At 67.5% G+C, this 15,147-nt stretch carries 16 protein-coding genes; 4 read left to right on the top strand and 12 right to left on the bottom strand.

Annotated features, from left to right (window positions below):
• Position 1 precedes the first annotated feature (1 nt).
• The 10 genes from CIW53_RS15450 to CIW53_RS15495 all read right to left on the bottom strand — a co-directional run bounded on the left by CIW53_RS15450 (position 2) and on the right by CIW53_RS15495 (position 10,494).
• On the bottom strand, positions 2-289 hold the full coding sequence (locus CIW53_RS15450) for a hypothetical protein (RefSeq protein WP_149365602.1): 288 nt from the start codon (positions 287-289) through the stop codon (positions 2-4).
• Entirely contained in the window at positions 286-2,478 is a 2,193-nt protein-coding gene (locus tag CIW53_RS15455; RefSeq protein WP_149365603.1) for an ATP-binding protein, read from the bottom strand. Before CIW53_RS15455 ends, CIW53_RS15450 begins: the two co-directional genes overlap by 4 nt.
• On the bottom strand, positions 2,475-3,719 hold the full coding sequence (locus CIW53_RS15460; protein WP_149365604.1) for a DUF4255 domain-containing protein: 1,245 nt from the start codon (positions 3,717-3,719) through the stop codon (positions 2,475-2,477). The genes CIW53_RS15455 and CIW53_RS15460 overlap by 4 nt, the downstream gene beginning before the upstream one ends.
• Positions 3,716-4,462 (bottom strand): hypothetical protein, encoded by a 747-nt coding sequence (locus tag CIW53_RS15465; RefSeq protein WP_149365605.1) that lies wholly within the window; start codon positions 4,460-4,462, stop codon positions 3,716-3,718. The genes CIW53_RS15460 and CIW53_RS15465 overlap by 4 nt, the downstream gene beginning before the upstream one ends.
• Positions 4,459-5,199 (bottom strand): hypothetical protein, encoded by a 741-nt coding sequence (locus tag CIW53_RS15470; RefSeq protein WP_149365606.1) that lies wholly within the window; start codon positions 5,197-5,199, stop codon positions 4,459-4,461. The genes CIW53_RS15465 and CIW53_RS15470 overlap by 4 nt, the downstream gene beginning before the upstream one ends.
• A gap of 5 nt (positions 5,200-5,204) precedes the next feature.
• Complete coding sequence (locus CIW53_RS15475) at positions 5,205-5,732, bottom strand: phage tail protein (RefSeq protein ID WP_149365607.1); 528 nt, start codon at positions 5,730-5,732, stop codon at positions 5,205-5,207.
• A 10-nt stretch (positions 5,733-5,742) separates the two neighbouring features.
• On the bottom strand, positions 5,743-7,260 hold the full coding sequence (locus CIW53_RS15480; protein ID WP_149365608.1) for a phage tail sheath subtilisin-like domain-containing protein: 1,518 nt from the start codon (positions 7,258-7,260) through the stop codon (positions 5,743-5,745).
• A 36-nt stretch (positions 7,261-7,296) separates the two neighbouring features.
• Positions 7,297-7,572, bottom strand: a complete 276-nt coding sequence (locus tag CIW53_RS15485; protein ID WP_149365609.1) for a hypothetical protein — start codon at positions 7,570-7,572, stop codon at positions 7,297-7,299.
• A 229-nt stretch (positions 7,573-7,801) separates the two neighbouring features.
• Positions 7,802-9,196 (bottom strand): C2 family cysteine protease, encoded by a 1,395-nt coding sequence (locus tag CIW53_RS15490; protein ID WP_149365610.1) that lies wholly within the window; start codon positions 9,194-9,196, stop codon positions 7,802-7,804.
• Between the two features lie 320 nt (positions 9,197-9,516).
• Positions 9,517-10,494, bottom strand: coding sequence for a sigma-54 dependent transcriptional regulator (locus CIW53_RS15495; RefSeq protein ID WP_242451933.1), 978 nt, complete (start codon positions 10,492-10,494; stop codon positions 9,517-9,519).
• A 398-nt stretch (positions 10,495-10,892) separates the two neighbouring features.
• Here CIW53_RS15495 and CIW53_RS15500 point away from each other — a divergent pair, with 398 nt between their 5' ends.
• Together CIW53_RS15500 and CIW53_RS15505 are read left to right on the top strand one after the other, a co-directional pair.
• Complete coding sequence (locus tag CIW53_RS15500; RefSeq protein ID WP_149365612.1) at positions 10,893-11,669, top strand: ferredoxin--NADP reductase; 777 nt, start codon at positions 10,893-10,895, stop codon at positions 11,667-11,669.
• A 92-nt stretch (positions 11,670-11,761) separates the two neighbouring features.
• A complete protein-coding gene (locus CIW53_RS15505) occupies positions 11,762-12,244 on the top strand; it encodes a DUF456 domain-containing protein (protein ID WP_149365613.1) in 483 nt (160 codons plus the stop codon).
• A gap of 16 nt (positions 12,245-12,260) precedes the next feature.
• Here CIW53_RS15505 and CIW53_RS15510 read toward each other — a convergent pair whose 3' ends face one another.
• Positions 12,261-12,602 (bottom strand): TfoX/Sxy family protein, encoded by a 342-nt coding sequence (locus CIW53_RS15510; RefSeq protein WP_149365614.1) that lies wholly within the window; start codon positions 12,600-12,602, stop codon positions 12,261-12,263.
• Positions 12,603-12,604: 2 nt separating this feature from the next.
• Complete coding sequence (locus tag CIW53_RS15515; protein ID WP_149365615.1) at positions 12,605-13,273, bottom strand: hemolysin III family protein; 669 nt, start codon at positions 13,271-13,273, stop codon at positions 12,605-12,607.
• Positions 13,274-13,622: 349 nt separating this feature from the next.
• Here CIW53_RS15515 and CIW53_RS15520 point away from each other — a divergent pair, with 349 nt between their 5' ends.
• Together CIW53_RS15520 and CIW53_RS15525 are read left to right on the top strand one after the other, a co-directional pair.
• On the top strand, positions 13,623-14,279 hold the full coding sequence (locus tag CIW53_RS15520; protein WP_149365616.1) for an energy transducer TonB: 657 nt from the start codon (positions 13,623-13,625) through the stop codon (positions 14,277-14,279).
• Between the two features lie 245 nt (positions 14,280-14,524).
• Positions 14,525-15,103: a cysteine dioxygenase family protein gene (locus CIW53_RS15525; protein ID WP_149365617.1), complete on the top strand. Its 579-nt coding sequence runs from the start codon at positions 14,525-14,527 to the stop codon at positions 15,101-15,103.
• Positions 15,104-15,147: the final 44 nt, after the last annotated feature.

Here is a 15,147-nt window from a genome sequence, read left to right on the forward strand (position 1 = left end):
GTCAATGCTCCTTGCCTGCGGTGTACGCATGGGCAGCGACGCCGAGACCTTGCTGCACTGCCGTGGCGATACGCGAACCCAGCGTCTGCTGCGGATGCGTGGCGAGCGGCAGCGTCGTCGGCGGCAACGCGGCCACGGCACCCAGGCGGCGCAAGGCATCGACCGCGCCGGGTTGCGCCAGCCGTTGCGTCAACTCGCGTTTGAGCGCATCGCGCACGCTGCCGTTGCGCTCGCCACCGAGCAGCGCCTCGTCCAGCACCAGCCGCTCGATGTGCAGCACGATGCTCATGGTTTGCCTCCGGCGCTCTCCAGCCAGCGGAAGTCCGCCTCGTTGACCGGTTTGTCGAGCTTGCGGTATTCGGCCCGGGCAGCGTCGAGCAGCAGCGGCATGCTGATCGGCACGGCGGCTTTCGCCGCCATGAACGCGGCGTTGAGCGCGATGCCCTGGATGCTTCCGCCCGTGAGCGCGAGCCGCGCCAGCCGGTCGAAATCCAGCGCGGCGGTCGCGGCCTGCGCGGGAAACACCGAAGCCCAGATCGCCCTGCGTTCGGCCACGCCGGGGAACGGAAAGTTGATGACGAAGCGCAGCCGGCGCAGGAACGCGGTATCGAGCGCGCCCTTCATGTTGGTCGCCAGGATCGCCAGGCCGCGAAACGACTCCAGCCGCTGCAGCAGGTAGTTCACTTCGATGTTGGCATAGCGGTCGTGGCTGTCCTTCACCTCGCTGCGCTTGCCGAACAGCGCGTCGGCCTCGTCGAAGAACAGGATCGCGCCGCCATCCTCGGCCGCGTCGAACAGCTTGCGCAGGTTCTTCTCGGTTTCGCCGATGTACTTGCTGACCACCGCCGACAGGTCGATGCGGTACAGCGACAGGCCCAGCTCGCGCGCCAGCACTTCCGCCGCCATGGTCTTGCCGGTGCCACTCTCGCCGGTGAACAGCGCGCTGATCGACAGGCCGCGGTTCATCCGCTGGCGGAAGCCCCAGTCGTCGTAAACCGTGCTGCGCTGACCGACCTGGTCGGCGATCTGGCGCAGCAGGGTCTTCTCGCTGTCGGGCAGCTTCAGATCGTCCCAGCCGGCCTTGGGCTCGATCCGCTGGGCTAGCTGGTCCAGCGCCGGCCGCGTCTGCGCCAGCGCGCCCTGCCACAGCGTCTGCGCCAGCGCCCCGGGCTTGCTCTCCATGGATGCCAGTGCGCTGTGCGCGATCTGCTCGATCCTGCCGAGGTTGAAATCGAAATGGCCGGCCAGCTGTTGCGGTTGCGCACCGGCAGCGTCGCCGAGCAGTCGCTGCCACAGCGTGCGCTGCTCGACCGCGGTGGGTTTGGCCACATCCACGCTGAGCGCATGCGTCGTCGCACTCGCCCACGGTTCGCGCGCATCGACGAAGGTGAGTCCGCCGGCACGGGCGAGGAAGCGCTTGACCAGCATGGCGGCGACGTCACCGCGCTCGACCTCGGCGGCGTCGAGGTACAACGCCAGCGGCAGCAACTGGCTTTCGCGCTGCCACAACCGCAGCAGGGTTTCCTGTTCGGCCGTTGCGCTCGGCAACAGGTCGGCCGAGAGCCGGTACGCCTGCGCGCCGAAGGCGGCGGCGATCGTCTGCGCGATCGCCTGCTTGCTGACGCTGTCGCTGCCCAGCAGTTGCACCACCGGCAGCGTGTCGCCCACCGGCACATGCTGCAGCGCGTCCAGCAGTTGGTCGGCAAGCGTGCGCTGCGACGGCGGCAGCTGGGCCGGCGCCAGCGCGGTGAGCAGCGGGGTCAGCCGGTCGTCCAGGTAATTCATGCCCTTGACGAAATTGACCACGCGCTCGTCGGCGCTGAGCGCCGCGCCGATCAGCGGCTGCGCGCCGGGCTGGTGGATGTCGAGCAGGCGCCAGTAGCGCAGCGGCCGCTCCGGCGACAACGCATCCCAGCTCGGTTCGTCCAGTACCGCAAAGGCCAGCGCGAACGTGGGATACGGCCTGGCTGGATCGTGCTGCGCCAGCGCGCACAGCGCGGGGAAACGCGTATCCAGTTCCATGCCGATGCACAGCAACAGCAGCTGGCGTTCGAACGCGGACAGGCCGAGCCGGCTCGCGAGCGCGCTCAACGCCGGCGTGTGTTTGCTGTCATCGGTGACGCTGCTGGCTGGCGACGCCGCGGCATCCGTGGCTGCCGTGCCGGCATCGGGTACCTCGACGACGAGCGGCTGTGCTGCCGGCGGTGTGTCGATGACCTTCATCTGGGCGCCCGACAGCGGCGTGCGTGCCGGCTGACTGCTGAACATCCGCGCGAACCACGAGTGCTTCTGCCCGCCCGGTGCACTCACCGCCGGCGCGGATTCCATCAGCGCGGTGGCCGCCGCGGCCGGTGCCGGTGGCGCATGGGCAGGCGTGTCCTGCGGCTGTGCGGCACGCTGCAACCGCGCGCGCAGGTCCGCCAGCGCCGCGGCGAGATACTGGTCGTTCGCTTCCAGCCAGGGTGCGTAGTCGTTCATGTCACGACCACCTGCTGGCTGCTGGCGAACGCCGGCACGCCGCCGCCGAAATCGACCGGAATGCTGTCGGCGCCGTCGACGCGCAGACGCACGGTATAGGTGCCTGCCGTTACGCCTGGCACCTGAAACACCAGCGCGCTGGGCTGATGCGTGTCAGCCGGGTTGTTGATGCTCTGCGGCACCAGCAGGCGATCGCCGAACAGCAGGAATACCCGCTGGCCGTCGCGCAGGCGCGGCATGCAGGTGAGGTTCAAGACGAGGTCGCCGGCGGCGGCGGTGAGCGGGCTCAAGGTGATGGTCGGCGCCAGCACCAGCGGCAGTTCGTTGCTGAGCAGCGGCGGCAGGCCCGGCGGTTGCACCAGCAAGGCGGCGGTGTAGATGCCCGGCGCCCAGCGCGACGCGGCATCCGCATCGTCGGTCGCATCGGCGAGATGCACACGCAGGCTGCCGGCGGCATCACCAGCCAGCGGTGCGATATCGATCGGTGCGTCGAGGCGAAGGCTGCTGAAGCGCGCCGATGCGTGATCCGTGGTGAGCTGGCGACCGCCCAGCACGATGTCCTCGCCAAGCCGCACGGCCGGTTGCGTGCGCGGATAGCTCACCGTATCCAGCACGGCGGCGGCGGACGCGGTGGCTGTCACGCCACGATCCTGCGGGCCGCGTTGCAGCACCGGCAGCGGCGCGCGGATCGCCGCCTGGCTGTCGATCAGCAGCACGGCTGCCTCGTACGCGGCCGAGGTGCGGTAGTTGGTCTGGAACGCCGTCCACAGTTTGGACAGCTCGTCCACACTCTGCGGCAGCGGCGTGATGCGCACGCGCTCGATCTGGTTGGCCAGGTCGTTGTCCGCCAGCGCGTTGCGGATGTCGTTGCCGTCGAGCACGCCGCGGTCGTGCAGGATGCTCATCGCCGCGGCCAGCACGCGGTGGCTGATGGCGTCGACGTCGCTCTCGCCGCGGCCCCACGCGGTGATCACGTAATGCAGGTTCAACGCCAGCGGCGGCGGCGCGGTCTCGCCGGGACGCACCTGGCCGGGCATGTCGAGGTTGCGCCACGCCGCGTTGGCGACCACCTGGTACAGGAACAGGTTGAGCTGCGCCTTGCTGATGCCCTTGCGTGCCACGTCCGGCGGCTGCAGGGTCACCTCCAGATCGCCCAGCTCCGCATCCAGCGCCGGCATCTGCGCCAGCAGCAGGTTGCGCAGCGTGCGCGTGGTGGCGGCGATCGCCAGGACATTGCTCATGGCGAAGCCTTGCCGCGCTGGCGCAGATAGTCGTCGAGGCTGCTCGGCTGCGGGCCGTCGCGTCGGCGCGTGGGCGTGGTGGGCGCCGGCGCCGCGCGCACTTCGAGCCGGCCGATGCTGACGTGCACCACCGGTTCGCTTGATGCACTGTCCAGACCCGCCGGCGCGGCGAGCGTGCGCAACGCAGCCACAGGCATGGATCGACCCGGCGCGTCCGCTCGCGTGGTGCCGAACACGGGGGCGGGTGCGGGCAGCAACGCGCCGTTCGGCGGATGCGAAGGCGACGCCGACTCCGGGTGCTCCGTCGCGATGCGCGACTGGCGCGGCCGTATCGGTGACGGCGTGACGATCTGCGGTGGCACGGGCAAGGCCACGGAGCGCTCGACGAGCAGCGGTGGAGCCGGCACGGCGGTCGGCGGCGACGGCGGCATGTCGTGGCGCGATGCGCTGGCGGCGACCCGGGTGGGTAACGGGACCGACACCGGCTCCAGCGCAGCCGGCGCAACGCGCGACGTATCCGGCACCGTCGCCGCCGGCGCCAGCGGCGGGCGCATCGGCGCGGCGGTCGGTGCCGTCGTCGAGGCTGACACGGTTTCATGATGGCCTGGTGGCGGCTCGCCGTCGCCGGACAACGGCATGATCGGCGCGCGTTGCAGCGGTTCGAACAGCGATGGCAACCGCGGCGCCAGCGCCGTCCCGCCGCCGATCGCCCGTGCCGCCAGCCGGTCGAGGAAGTCGCTCATGGCGCGCACAGCTCCAGGTAGGCTTGGCGGCGGCGCGGACTCAAGGCGAGGATCTCGTCTTCGGACCAGTGGTAGGCGCGCGCCAGCATGTCCACGTCGCGCAACATGCGCAGTGCCCAGGCGTGCAGTTCCTGCCACAGGAAGCGGGCGATATCGAACTGCGGTTGCCAGTCGTGGCCGCAGTCCGGACAGCGGAAGGCCAGCTGCAGATCGGCTTGCGGATCGGCCTGTGCCATCGCCTGCGCGATCTCCCCCTGCAACGATACCGCCAGGCCGCGCGCGTCGCGTCCGGCAGCGGCGTCGGACGTGGCCAGCACGCAGCGTTCAAGCAGCAACTGGCGCGCTTCGTCGACATCGCCGCATTGCTCCACTGCCAGCAAGTCGTTGCTGTCCGGCAGGCGGAACCGCACATGCACGCCATGGGTCGGTGAGACATGTTCGAACACCGCTGCATCGGTGCCCGGCGAGGTCAGCAGCAGATCGTCGCAGCGAAACGTCGCTTCGACCGTGGCCGCGCATTGCGGGCAGCTCGCGACGGTGCCGATCTCGGCGCCGAACAGCCGCGCGCGCAACTGCAGCAGCAGCGCATCGCGCCGCCCCAGCGGCAACGCCGCCAGCGTCTCGCCGGAATGTTCGTCGCAACTGCTGCCGAGCAAAAGCAGCCCGCACGCCGCAGCGGATGGGCCGCTTCCGCGTTCCCATACCTGCAGCAGTTGCGCCGGCGCGGGCGTTCGCATGACGCTCAGCCGGCGGGCACGGTGAAGCTCGGCTCGGCCGGCTCCGGCACGTCGACATCGCGCTCCCAGCCTTCGTTCTCGAGCTTCAGGTGCTGGATCGCCACCGCGTTCGCGTTGGCGTCCAGATCGGGCATCGCCTGGAATTCCGAGACCCAGCAGCGATACAGCTTGTACGCGAGCGCGAGCTGGCCGGCCTCGTTGTAGACCTCGAGGATCAGGTCCTTGCGGAAGTCCTTCAGCGAAACCTCCGCGCCGAGCCCGGCGCCGAAATTCCACACCTTGTTCGCCCACTTTTCGAATTCGCTGTCGTGGGTAACCCCGCGTTCGATGGTGATCGCGTCGTACTCGGTGCGGCCGGGCGACTTGCGCGTGCTGCTGGGGTCGCCGCCTTCGCGATGCTTGACCACCTCGGTGGTGCGCTTGAGACCCGACACCTTGCTGACGCCGGCCACGTAGCGACCGTCCCACTTCACCCGGAACTTGAAGTTCTTGTACGGATCGAAACGCTGCGCATTGACGCTGAACTGAGCCATGGTGGTTTCCTCAAGACTGGATCTGGCCGGCCATCTGCTGAAGCTGGATGACCACGAACTCGGCGGGCTTGAGCGGCGCAAATCCGACCACGATGTTGACGATGCCCAGGTTGATGTCGTTCTGCGTGGTGGTTTCCTTGTCGCACTTGACGAAGTAGGCGTCGTTCGGCGTCTTGCCCTGGAACGCGCCCTGGCGGAACAGGTTCTGCATGAACGCGCCGAGGTTGAGGCGGATCTGCGACCACAGCGGCTCGTCGTTCGGCTCGAACACCACCCACTGGGTGCCGCGATACAAGCTTTCCTCGATGAACAATGCGGTGCGTCGCACCGGCACGTATTTCCATTCCGAGCCACGCTCGTCGTTGCCCTGCAGCGTGCGTGCGCCCCAGACCACGGTGCCATAGACCGGGAAGTTCCGGATGCAGTTGATCGCCAGCGGATTGAGCACGCCGTTCTCGCTGTTGGTAAGCATCGTGTTGACGCCAAGCGCGCCGGTCACGCTGGCCTCGCTGCCGGCGGGCGCCTTCCACACGCCGCGTGTCGCATCGGTGCGCGCATAGATGCCGGCCACGAAGCCGCACGGCGGGAACGCGCGCGGGCGGTTCTGCTGCAGCGGGTCGCCGGCGGTGATCCACGGGAAATACAAAGCCGCGTTGATCGCATCGTCGCCGGTGATGCCACCCGGGCCGTTCTCCAGCGCGTCGAGGGTGGCACCATCGGCGCTGTCGGCGATCAGGAACGCGCGCCGGTCGTGGCAGAACTTCTGCAGATTGGAGATCACGCCGACGCTGGTCTCGCCTGGCACGCACAAGAGGTTGAACAGATTGACGCGATCGAGCTGGTACAGGCCGCCGGTGCCGGATACCGGCTGCAGCGCCGTCTCGAACGCGGGATCGTTCGGCGCCAGCACCGCGCCATCGACGCCGCCCGTCAGCTTAGCCGCATCGGGAATATTGCCGGCGGCAGTATCCGCCGGCGGATCGGTGGCGCCACCCTGCACGGCGGCGGTGACATAAGCCGACTGATCTGCCAGCACGCTGGTGACGAAGCGCGCGTCGGTGGATTTCATCGACAGGTTGTCGAACACCTCCACGGCCACGCCAGCCGGATCGGCGGACCAGTTCGCCACGGTCAGACGAAATTTCGTGGCGTCGAAGGTCGACTTCTTGATGACGACGGCGAAGTCGTTTCCCCACAGGCCTTCGCTGCTGGCCGTGAGCAGCAGCTTGCCGTCGAGGGTGACCTTGGCCGCCTTCGCGGTGGCGTCGACCAGACGCACGATGTAAGCCTGCTGGCCGCCGTTCGCGAAGAACTGGTTGACTGCGTACCCGAGCACACTGCGGCTGTCGAGGCCGCCATATTTGCGCGCGAAATCGGTGTAGCCGAGCACCAGGCCCGCACGATCGGTCGGGCCGAGCGGCGCCCAGCCGGCGAAGGCCGCGGTCGACGTGGACACGCCGGTGATCGTGCGTACGCCGCTGGGAACTTCCTCGATATAGACGCCCGGATAGGTGAGCGCAGATGGCATGAGATCGGTCCTCCGTCGTGGAAACACTCAATGCAGTCAAGGCGACTGCGATGGCCCAGCGGGGTGGTTCAGCGCGTACAACACGTCACCGTGGGGCAGTGGATCGCGCCGCAACACGCCACGGGCCACCAGTTCGCTCAACACCAGTTCGATCCGCTGGCAGCCACTTTCATAACGCTGTTGCGGCAACCACCAGTTGACGATGCCGCGCAGGGTGTCCGCGGCTTGCGGGTGATGGTGCAGATACGCAAGTACCGAACGTTCGATCTCACCCTGGTCTTCCGTGGTCTCTGTGCACGATTGTTTCGTCATGACACCTCTCTGCACACACGAAGACGGAGGCAATGAACATGCCAGTCATGGGATCGGGTGAAAGGGCCTCGCGCCGCGATCTGGCTGCGGACGTCGTGCGAACTCCGGGTCAAGACTGACCCGACTTGCGAGCGCAACGGGAGCGATTGCACCCGGCGTCGCGCCGCTCGCCCACCAGCGGCTGTCTCCCGCGTCGGGGAAGCGGCACAGTGTCGGAATGGCTGGCCATTCAATGCGCCGTGCCGAATCCGGCAAAGTATTTCTTGAAGGCGCCGATCTCCATGGCAAACACGCCATCGTTGTTCTTCAGGGTGATCGGCCGCCACCAGCTCACGTCGTACATCGAAATCGTGGCGTCCAGGATGCTGGTGGCCGCTTCGGTGTTGCCCCACGGATTGCGCAGCACGATCCAGCGCTGGCAGTTGCGGTACGCCCAGCCCAGCACGGTGTAGCAGTGCGAGCCCACGATCTGGGCACTGGCGTAGTCGACGTGGTCGGGCGACGCATCGCCGGACGAATACGTCCACGCCGTCATCGGATTGAAGGTTCGGTACGACAGGCAGTTCGAGCGCAGCAAAGTCCACAGATCGTCGGCGCTGCGGCTGGCGGTGTCGTAGTAAGAACGCGTGCCGCCGTTGAGCTGGGCTGTCGCCCAGACGCAGTCGCCCCAGGCTGTCTGGGTGATGTCGGGCATGTCGGTGGCGGTGCCGGTTTTCAGCTTGGCGAAGGCTTTTTCATAGATGGCCGGCCAGGTTTCGCCGCTTTCGCTGGATCGGCAGTAAATCAGATTGCCGCCCGCGGTCATCGGCAGGGTCTCGCTCACCTGGATCGCCTGGTCCAGCGTTCCACCCGAGTCGGGTTTGCAGAAATTGATCTGATCGTTGAACTGCGGCTGGGTCGGGCCCGTCGCCCGGGTAAGGTGCGCGAGGCGGAACGGCGTGGCCCAGGCGATGGCCGACAGCGCCGCGATGTAATAGCAGTTGGCCACCGCGCCCTGCACCGGATCGAAGAACTCGGCGGTCTCGTGAAAGAAATCGCCTGCCGTGGCCCAGTGCCCGCCCGGCGGTGTCCACCCGGGATCCACGTTGGCGATGATCGCGGGATCGAAGGTGATCGAACGAATGACGTCGGCGGTCAGTGCATTGCCCAATTGCAGTGTCCGCAGCGCAGGCGGCAGACGCAGCGAGATATGCAGGCGCGAAAAGCGCGACAAATCACCGCAAAGAATCGGCCATTCCAGGATGGACTTGAGATCCGCCACCCGCGCCATGTCGGCCAGGGTGGGGTACTCGCCGAGGTTTTCCAGGCCGCCCGGCCTTGAATCGTCGCCGTCTCCGGGGGGCTGGACATCCAGCAGGGGCGAACGCTCCTGCACGAGCTTGAGATGCTTGTCGAGCACCAGTCCGACGTAGAGTGGCCCGCCGTACTTCGGGTCGAAAAGCTCCTCGTACGGCGTGGCCAGTATCTGTTCCAGCACGCTCTTCGGGTCGGGGATGTCATTCCAGGGTATGCGCTGACCCGATATCAGATCGGCAAGCGCATAGGGATTGATCACCGCGCAGTTCTGGCCCTGTTTGCCCGCGGACGATGCCGCCCTGGATTTCGAAGTTTTCGACGTTGCCATGTCGTCCTCCCTTCAACGGTTGCCGACAACCTGCCCATGCACTGCGTGCGCCGGCGGCCGTGGGATCGGCAGCCGGGCGACTTGCCGGTTACGCGAACCGCGCTTTGAGTTCACCTCGTTTGCCGCTGCCGCCTCTATGCGGGTGAGAACCTACGCAACGAGCATGCCAATCGCGGAACCATGATGGGATGAGCCGCCGCCGCGGGATTGGCCCCGCGCCTGGTGGAAGCCCGGGTCAGCCATGACCCGTTTCGACGGTGCAGCGGGAGCGATTGCACCCGGGTCGGACACACCCGCCCTGCGGGGTGGACCGACGCCGGTCAATGGGGACGGAACTGTTTCGTGCCGATGCCGTGCTTGCGCAGCAGCTTGCCGAGCTGGCGGCGCTCGGTACCGGACAGGCGGGCGGCGGCACTGATGTTGCCGCCGGCTTGCTGCATCAGATCGGTGAGGTAGTCGTACTCGAACTTGCGGATGGCGTGTGTCTTGGCGGCGCTGAAACCAAGCGACGGCGCATTCGCGCGGCCGTTCGGGATGGCCTCCGTCCCGGCGAACGCCGGCTCTGCCCTGAGCAGTTCGGCGAGGCCGATGACGGCAGCGTCGGCACACATGTAGGCGCGCAGCGCGACGTTGTCCAGTTCGCGCACATTGCCCGGCCACGCATACGCGGCGAGCGCCGCCATCGCGTCTTCGCCCCAGCACTTGGCCGGCCCGTGCAATCGCGCCGTCACGGCACCAAGGAAATGCGCGGCCAGCAGGGCCACGTCATCGTCGCGCTCGCGCAACGGCGGCAACCGCAGGTACAGCGCATTGAGGCGATAGTGCAGGTCGCGGCGGAAACGCCCGGCCGCCACCTGTTGCTCCAGGCAAGCATTGGTGGCGGCGATGATGCGCGCATCCGAGACGCGTGCAGCGCCGCCGCCGACGGGCCGGTATTCGTTGTCTTGCAGGAAGCGCAACAAGGTCACCTGCCCCTTGTCGGACAACGCGTCGACCTCATCGAGAAACAGCGTGCCGCCGCGCGCGTGATCGATCAGCCCGGGCTGCGCGCCCTTGGCATCGGTGAAGGCCCCGCGACCATGGCCGAACAGCTCGTTCTCGATCAGGCTGTCGGGTATCGCGCCGCAATTGACCGGCACGAACGGGTGGTCGCGACGTGCGCTGGCGTAATGGATTTCCCGCGCCACCAGCTCCTTGCCGGTGCCGGTCTCGCCCTCGATCAGGACCTGCACGTCGCAGCTGGCGTAGCGCTGCAGTTGCGCGCGTATTGCCTGGATTGCCTGGGATTGGCCGAGCATGATCGGCATCATCCGTCCCCGAAGTCACCATCAAGAAACCTGACACGCCATGACCGGCGTGCAACGGTGTCCCCCTGGCATCCCTCCCGACCTGGCCGCAGCGCACCAGATCGGAGCAACGAGGGAAGTATGCGCAGCTTCAATGCTGTAGTTCAAGAATGTTCAGGCGTTGTATTGGAGTAGTACATCGCCGGCCGCACCCGGGAGCGGCTGCCGTTCGCAGATCGGATACTCCCGTCCAACGCCCGCTCGCGTATCATTGGCGTGGTCGCCGCGCCATGCGGACGCGCGCAAAGCACGCGGCGGCGACGCTTCCCTTCGAGTCTCGCCGCCGGTCTGCCGGACGGCTGAGCAGGCAACCTTCCCGCTCTGCGCGGCAACCACGAGACAAACCCATCATGGTGGCAATGGCAACCGAACACGTGATCGACGTGCAGCACTGGAACGATACGCTTTTCAGCTTCCGCACCACGCGTGACCCTGGCTTCCGCTTCGACAGCGGCCAGTTCGTGATGATCGGGCTGGAAACAGCCGGCCGGCCGCTGATGCGCGCGTATTCGATCGCCAGCGCCAGCTGGGAAGAACACCTGGAGTTCTTCTCGATCAAGGTCGCCAACGGGCCGCTGACCTCACGCCTGCAGCACCTCAAGCCGGGCGACCCGCTGATCGTCACGCGCAAGCCCACCGGCACGCTGGTGCTGACCGACCTCAAGCCCGGCCGGCATCTCTACCTGCTCGGCACCGGCACCGGCCTGGCGCCGTTCATGAGCATCATCCGCGACCCGGATACCTATGAGCGCTTCGACCGCATCGTGCTGGCCCACGGCGTGCGCCACATCGCCGACCTCGCTTACGCGCATTACCTTGAACACGAGCTGCCGCAGCACGAATACCTGGGCGAACTGGTACGCGAGAAGCTCATCTACTACCCGACGGTGACGCGTGAACCGTTTCGCAACCGCGGCCGCATCACCGACGCCATCGTCGACGACGTGATGAGCCAGACGATCGGCCTGCCGCCGCTGAACCCGGCAAGCGATCGCGTCATGCTGTGCGGCAGCCCGGCGATGCTGGACGACCTCTGTGCCCTGCTCGACGGACGCGGTTTCCAGGCGTCGCCGCGCACGCGCGAGCCGGGCGACTACGTGGTCGAGCGGGCATTCGTCGAAAAGTAGCCGCGCGCGAGTGGAAGGGCATCGTCGCCGGGCCCTCCCTCCTCGCCACCCGTTTCTGCTCCAATGCCATCAGCGCACCACGGAACCGCCGGATGGACATTGCCCTGTACGTACTCGCCGCGTTGCTGATCGTCGGCGGGCTGGTCGGCGCCGTGCTGCCGGTGTTGCCGGGCATCCCGATGATCTTCGGCGGCATCTGGCTGGTCGCGGCGGTGGACGGCTATCGCCATCTCGGCTTGTGGTGGCTGCTGATCATCGGCGCTTTGGGAACGCTCGGCGTCATCGTCGACTTCGTCGCCGGCACGCTCGGCGCCAAACGCGTCGGCGCCAGTCAGCGGGCGCTGTGGGGCGCCGCCGTGGGTACGTTGCTCGGCATGTTTTTCGGCATTCCCGGCCTGCTGTTCGGCCCCTTCCTCGGCGCGCTCGCCGGCGAGCTGGCGTCCGGCACCAGCGTATTGCGTTCGGCGCATGTGGGTATCGGCACCTGGCTCGGCCTGCTGTGCGGGACCCTGGTCAAGCTGGTGCTGTCGTTCGTGATGATCGGCCTGTTCGGGGCCGCGATGCTGTTCGGCTGATTTCGTGCAACCTGCTTCATCGCCGACCGGCTGAAGCGCTCCTTGCCAGCCACGTCGCCAGTGCGGGCGTGTCGTGGCACAACGACGCCGGCAGCACGATGTAGTGCCGGCTCGGCGCCGCACCCGGCCTGGCGATCAATCGCGATGCGCCGTCGCGTTGCAGCAGCGCCGGCTGATCGGCGGGCGGCAGCTTCAACGCCAGCCCGGCAGGAGTCAGCCACGCACACGGCCGCTCATCCAGCCACGCCATCAGGCCGCCGAACATCGGCTTGAAACGCAGATCGTGGAGTTTCCCCAAATGCGCGGCGGCGTCCTCCAGATCGCGGCGCATGAGCTCGAGAACGGTCGGCGTGCTCATGCTCATGTCGCTGCGTGGGGAATCACGTACAGCAGCACCGCCAGGAAATGCAGCACACTGCCGGCCAGCACGAACACGTGCCACAACGCGTGATGGTACGGCAGCCGTCGCCACAGGTAGAACGGCACGCCCAGCGTGTAGGCCACGCCGCCGCCGATCAACAACGCCATGCCGCCGCCCTGGAGATAATCGCTGAGCGGCCGGAACGCAATCATGCCGATCCAGCCCATGCCGACGTACAACAACACCGCCAGCTTGTGATAGCGCTTGAACAGACCCAGCTCCAGCGCGCTGCCGGCCAGCGCCAGCACCCACACCGCCACGAACAGGCTCCAGCCCCAGGCGCCGGGCAGCGCGATCAGGGTGAACGGGGTGTAGGTGCCGGCGATCAGCACATAGATTGCAATGTGATCCAGCGCCCGCAGCGCCGGCCTGGCGGCTACCACGGATACCGAGTGGTACAGCGTCGAGGCGGTATACAGCAGCACCAGCGAGGTACCGAACACCGCGCAGGCAACCACGGTCAGCGCATTGCCGTGCAATGCCGCAAACGCCACCAGCACGGCCAGCCCGGCGATGCTGAGCACGATGCCGATGCCGTGGATCACGCTGCTGGCCAGCTCGTCGCCGACATGGTGATGCGGGGACATCGTGCCGGTAGCGATGGACATGCTGCACTCCTGGAAACCGAAACACCGGCCCGCGATCGACGCACGCGCACGCGGCGCAACGCTTGCCCGCGTCGACGGGACATCACGCCATGCATTGTTGCAGGCTTGCCGTGCCAATGGCACGACAAGGCTGAAAGAAAACCCGAGTCCGGCGCGAGCGGCCGCCGGTGCATCCGAACCGGCACTGTCCGCGCGATGCAGACTTCCACCGTGGTTCCGCCGTTTGGCCGTCCAGCCGTCTACTTGCGCAATCGTACCTGGCAGGCATACGCTGGCATCGCGACAGCACGATCCCCCTGCGCATGCAGCGTGGCTGCCGCAACATCCCAACTGTCGTCAGGAGGTCGCCATGTCGTCCGCAAGCCTGGCCGTTGCTCAACACGCACACCCCGACGGGGCCCGCATCGCCGCCATCAGCACCGCGATCGCACTCAACCTTGCCGTCATCCTGGTCGCCTCGCGACCGATCACCCCGGCGCAACTTGCCCTGGTCCACCAGCTCGCCCCGGTACCCTTGATCCGCCTCATCGATCCGCCTGCCGCGCCGCCGGCGCCACCGCCAATCAAGCTGAAACCCCTGCCGCATCCGGCATTGCCGAAGACAAGGCTGCAACCGTCCCCGGCCAGTCCACCGATCAGCGTACCCACCACCGAAGGCCGGCTCGCTGTCGTGCCATCCGTGGCGACGTTGTTGCCGCCGACCGCCACGCCGATTCCGGCTCCGCCAGTCGAGGCAAGCCTCGCTTATCTTTCGGCGCCCCTGCATTTCCCGGTCCAGGCCCTGCGCCAGGGCCTGCACGGCACCGTCCTGCTGCGGGTTCTGGTCGACGAGACCGGCAAGCCGGTGGAGGTGACGGTCGAACGCAGCAGCGGTCACGCCCTGCTCGACCGCAGCGCGCGCGAGCAGGTGCTGGAAGGCTGGCGTTTCCAGCCTGCGACGATGCATGGGCGGGCCGTGCGCGCGTGGGCGCAGGTGCCCGTGGCCTTCGATCTGCGCCCGCAATGACGGACGTGCTCCGGCCGGCACTCACTGCCGGCCGGACCCTTTGATCCGTGCCAGTACGGTCACCGTATTTGCGCATTCGTGCGCGGACCGCCAAGTCGCGTTCCACCCTAGAATCCGCGCTCCGCGCGCCCGCCACGGCGCATCTCGCGGGGCAGGCAAGTCGCTCCGGATCACCGCCTCGGCTTACGCGTCCTTAACGATACGCATGTTCCACTGGCGCCCATTCACCCTGCCGAGTTTCATGCATGGGCAAGCATTTGCGCACCTTGAAAACGCTCCGCGCGATCGCGCTCGAGCACGCCGCCTCCGGCCACCCCGATCTCGCATCCATGGCGCGCGAACTCGGCCGCGTGGTACATCAGGACGCCCCGCGGCTATCCGTCCGCCTGGCGTCGCTGCGCACTCGGCAACGCGGCTTCGAGCGCTGGTTGCTGGCCGAGCGGCGCAACCCGGCGATCAGCGTGCTGGTGATGGCCTGGCCGCCGAACCATCTCACGCCGGTGCATGACCACGCGGGCCTGTGGGGGTTGGAGATGACCCTGCACGGCGCGCTCGAAGTGCAATCCTATGCGCGCGATCCGCAAACGGCCGACCTGCGCGAGACCGCACGCGACTGGCTCGGTCCGGGCGACGGCACCTGGTTCGAGGGCGACCACAACCACCTGCATCGCTGCCGCAACCTGTCGAAGCACGACACCGCGCTCACCCTCCACGTCTACGGTGGCGATCTGGCGCAGTATTTTGCCTACGAACAGGCCGAACCGGCCGGTCGGTGGATCGCCCAGCCGCAACGATCCGCGCTGGCCGGCCACCTGCCCGACTGATCGCACGCACGATCCGAAGAAGCCTCCCGCAAGAGCAGGCCCGG

Source organism: Rhodanobacter sp. T12-5, from assembly GCF_008329435.1.
Lineage (GTDB): Bacteria > Pseudomonadota > Gammaproteobacteria > Xanthomonadales > Rhodanobacteraceae > Rhodanobacter.